The 4067-nt window shown below is 68.0% G+C and carries 1 protein-coding gene and 2 pseudogenes; all 3 read left to right on the plus strand.

Annotated features, from left to right (window positions below; translation table 11 throughout):
* Nucleotides 1–317 precede the first annotated feature (317 nt).
* The 3 genes and pseudogenes from Q1N79_RS28250 to Q1N79_RS28260 all read left to right on the plus strand — a co-directional run bounded on the left by Q1N79_RS28250 (nt 318) and on the right by Q1N79_RS28260 (nt 3862).
* A complete protein-coding gene (locus Q1N79_RS28250; protein ID WP_300614104.1) occupies nt 318–797 on the plus strand; it encodes a hypothetical protein in 480 nt (159 codons plus the stop codon).
* A gap of 99 nt (nt 798–896) precedes the next feature.
* Nucleotides 897–2268, plus strand: a pseudogene (locus Q1N79_RS28255) (IS1380 family transposase).
* 281 nt (nt 2269–2549) lie between these two features.
* A pseudogene (locus tag Q1N79_RS28260) lies at nt 2550–3862 on the plus strand (IS256 family transposase).
* Nucleotides 3863–4067 lie beyond the last annotated feature (205 nt).

Raw genomic sequence — 4067 nt, forward strand, 5'->3', positions numbered from 1 at the left:
GCACCAGGCAATATCGAAATGGCATCACCACGCCAGGCGGCTCACCGTGGCGGCACTCGCCAGCCAAGAGGCACCCCTGGACGGCCCATCACGCAAGGTCACGAGACAGTCCGGTAAGCCCGTCTCCGGAACCCCGGGAACGAAATTACGCAAAGCGACATGAATCTCACCCTACGAGATAACGGGACTGTAGTGTGCCACCGCCTAATATCACCCTGAAGCCGGAACCGCGCCCGTCACTTTTACACCGGATTCCGGACGCCACCGGGCTGAAGCTTGGGAAGATGATCATGCAAGACATTGAGCACTAGGACGTATTGACGATGCTGACCTCGTTGCGGCAGCATCAGCACAACGGGCACCGCTCGCCTCATAAGCCGCTGTTGATGCTGCTCGCGCTCGGACATCTAGCGATAACCGGATCCAGCCGCGTGGCGTGGTCCGTTGCCGAGCAGGCTCTTGCCGGCCTGATCGCAGAGTTCGGCGAACCTTCGAAGACAGGACGCGCACAGAGCGCGGCTTACCCGTTCACACGCATGCGCGCTGACGGTGTGTGGGTGCTGGATGCCGATGTTCCAATGGACCTAGTACGGCCATTGGTCGAGGGAAATGTCACCGGCAGCCTCCCGTCACCACTGGAAGCAGCCCTGCTCGCCAACCCAGCTGTAGTGATGAAGGTCGCGCGGATGCTAGTGACGAGCAACTTCCCGGACACCATCGCTCCAGATGTATTGGAAGCCGTTGGTCTGGATCCCCATGCTGTTCTAAGCCTCAATCCACCGGTCATATCGGGGTGATTCTGGGCGTGTCAACGTGAAAGGTGCCCTCTGAACTGGGACGATGGGAGTGTCTAAAGCTTCCGTCGGCCGACCCGAGAGGACACCTTGTAAGTCCGATTGTTGCATGCCCTGGCGAAAACCCGCGCATCCTTCGACGACCCGAACCTCGTGTCGCGGGCCGGGCTGGTCCCGGTCATGGCCTTGGCTCAGCGGGCCGGGCTGGCGGGCCTGGAGTGCGGCGTCAACGCGCAGCTGAAGATCCCGTGCCTGGTCGCGGGCATGGCCGCAGGCGCGGACAGCATCGATGACATGGACCTGCTGCGGCACGGCGCGATGCCGGGCTTGTTCGGCGGGATCCGGGCACCGTCCACGCTCGGGTCGCACCTGCGGTCGTTCACCTGGGGAAACGTCCGCCAGCTGGAGATGGTGAACCGGGAGCTGCTGGGCGAGCTGGCCCTGCGGGCGCCGCTGCTGCCCGGCCGGGACACGCTGGCGTTCATCGACATCGACGCCATGCAAAAGCGGGTCTACGGGCACCGCAAGCAAGGCGCCGCGTTCGGGCACACCAAGATCCAGGGCAAGAGCCTGCTGGTCCGCGGCCTGAACGCACTGGCCGCCACCATTTCCACGCCGCTGGGCGCACCGGTCATCGCCGCCACCCGGCTGCGCGGCGGGAACGCGAACTCCGCCCGCGGCGCGGCCCGGTTCGCCGCCGAGGCCATCCGCACCGCGCACGCCATCAGGTGCACCGGGCTGATCATCGTGCGAGCGGACTCGGCCTGCTACTCCGCCGCCTTCTGTCATGCGGTCCGCCGGTCCGGCGCCCGGTTCTCCGTCACCGTGAACATGGACCCCAAGCTAGCCGCGGCCATCGCTGCCATCCCCGAGGAGGCCTGGACAGCCATCAAGTACCCGCGCGCGATCTGGGATGGACCAGCTGCGCTGCTGGGTCTCCGACGCCGAAGCCGCCGAAACGGACTACACGGCGTTCACCTCAAAGAAAGGCCAGGCGATCACCGCGCGGCTCATCGTCCGCCGGGTCCGCGACCAGAACAAGCAGGCCGCCGCCGGGCAGGACGAACTGTTCCCCGCATGGCGGCACCACGCCGTGTTCACCGACTCCCCGTTCCAGCTCACCCAGGCCGAAGAACAGCACCGCGACCACGCCATCGCCGGGCAGGTCTTCGCCGACTGGACCGACGGGCCCCTCGCGCACCTGCCATCAGGCTTCTTCCCGGCCAACGCGGCCTGGCTGACCTGCGCCGCCATCGCGCACAACCTGCTGCGCGCCGCCGGAGCCCTGGCCAGCCTCGCCTACGCCAGGGCCCGCGGCGCCACCATCCGCCGCGACCTCATCGACGTCGCCGCCCGCACCGCCCGGCACGGCCGCGGCCACATCACCTTGCACCTGCCCGAAGGCTGGCACCGCGAACACGAATGGATCACCCTGCTCACCGCCGCCTGCGGCCCGCCAGCCGCCGCGGCCTGACCCGCCCCGACCAGGTCACCACACCCGCACCGCTGAACCGGGCACATCAACCCAGCCCAGACCACCAGGAAGCCAGGACGAGCCGCAGAACCAGTGAGCGGTGAGCCGACCATGGCCCTTCAACGCCCATAAACACCGAGTCACGTCAGCGCGGAGCAATGCTTGAAACCTGTGGATCTGCGGGGAAGGGCGTGAAGGAGGGTGCACCTTCCCGGATGATCGAGTCGTAAAGGTTCTCAAGCAAAGGCCGGCGATGCAACGCTGGCCGGGAAGGCACACCCATGCTCACAGTAGTCCCTGGCCTGCCTGCCGCGCTCCCGGCGGACGGATCGCCGTCGGTGATTGATCGGATCGTGCGGGAGGGAGCCCGCCAGATGCTGGCCGCGGCGCTGCAAGCCGAGGTCGCCGCTCGGCCTGTTCGCCGGGCTGCGCGATGAGAACGGCCGGCGGATGGTGGTGCGTAACGGCACCGCCGAGACCCGTACCGTGGTGACCAGCGCCGGGGCGGCCGGGGTGACCGCGCCGCGGGTCAACGGCAAGCGCACCGACCCGGCCACGGGCGAGCGGAGGCGGTTCTCCCCGGCGATCCTGCCGCCGTGGGCGCGCAAGACCCCGCAGGTCAGCGAGGTGCTGCCGCTGCTGTACCTGCACGGCCTGTCCTCGGGCGACTTCGTGCCCGCGCTGGGCCAGTTCCCGGGCAGCAGCGCCGGGCTGTCCTCATCGGTGGTCACGAAGCTGACCGGGACGTGGAAAGCCGGGGCCGCGGCGTTCATGGCCCGGGACTTGGCCGGCGCGGACTACGTGTACCTGTGGGTCGACGGCATCCACTTGGGCATCCGGCTGGGCGAAGGCAAGCTGTGCCTGCTGGTGATGATCGGGGTCCGCGCCGACGGCCGCAAGGAGCTGGTCGCCCTGGCCGACGGCTACCGCGAATCATCGGAGTCCTGGTGTGACCTTCTGCGCGATTGCGCGCGCCGCGGGATGCGCGCGCCGGTGCTGGCCATCGGGGATGGGGCGCTGGGGTTCTGGTCGGCGGTCCGCGAGGTGTTCCGCAGGCCCGGGCCCAGCGCTGCTGGTTCCGCAAGATCGCGAACGTGCTCGGGGCGCTGCCGGAGTCCGCGCACCCGGGGGCGAAGAAGGCCCTGGCGGAGATCTGGAACGCCGAGGACAAAGACCAGGCCCGCGCCGCCGTGAAGGCCTTCGCCTCCGCGTACGGGGCGAAGTTCCCCAAGGCCGTCGCGAAGATCACCGGGGATGAGGAGGAACTGCTGGCGTTCTATGACTATCCCGCGGAGCACTGGATCCACCTGCGGACCACCAACCCGATCGAGTCGGCCTTCGCCACCGTGCGGCTGCGGACGAAGGTCACCAAGGGCCACGGCTCGAAGGCCGCCGCCCTGGCGATGGCGTTCAAGCTCATCGAATCCGCCCAGCGCCGCCGGCGGATGGTCAACGCCCCGCACCTGGTCGCGCTCGTCCGGGCCGGAGCCACATTCGTCAACGGCAAGCTGGCCGAGCGTCCCGCGAGCCCTCACCTAGCACACGCAGCAGCTCGCCGAGCGTGGCCGGGGAAGAGGTCCCGGCAGCCGCCTGAAGATCTTGATCCACAGGTATTGACAATTACTCCAGCGCGGGCACGCCAAACCAGCCGGTGGATTGAGGCTAAGCGCCGAAGTCACGCTTGACGATTGTCGCGATACCGCAGTTGAGCGTCGGCGTGATTCCGGGTGGCGTCACGCTGTCCTGCAGGCGTGGGACCGGCAATGCGCCTTCTGTGGCTATGACGGCCAGATTGCGGG

Origin of the sequence: Trebonia sp., assembly GCF_030042015.1 — a bacterium.
Classification (GTDB): domain Bacteria; phylum Actinomycetota; class Actinomycetes; order Streptosporangiales; family Streptosporangiaceae; genus Trebonia.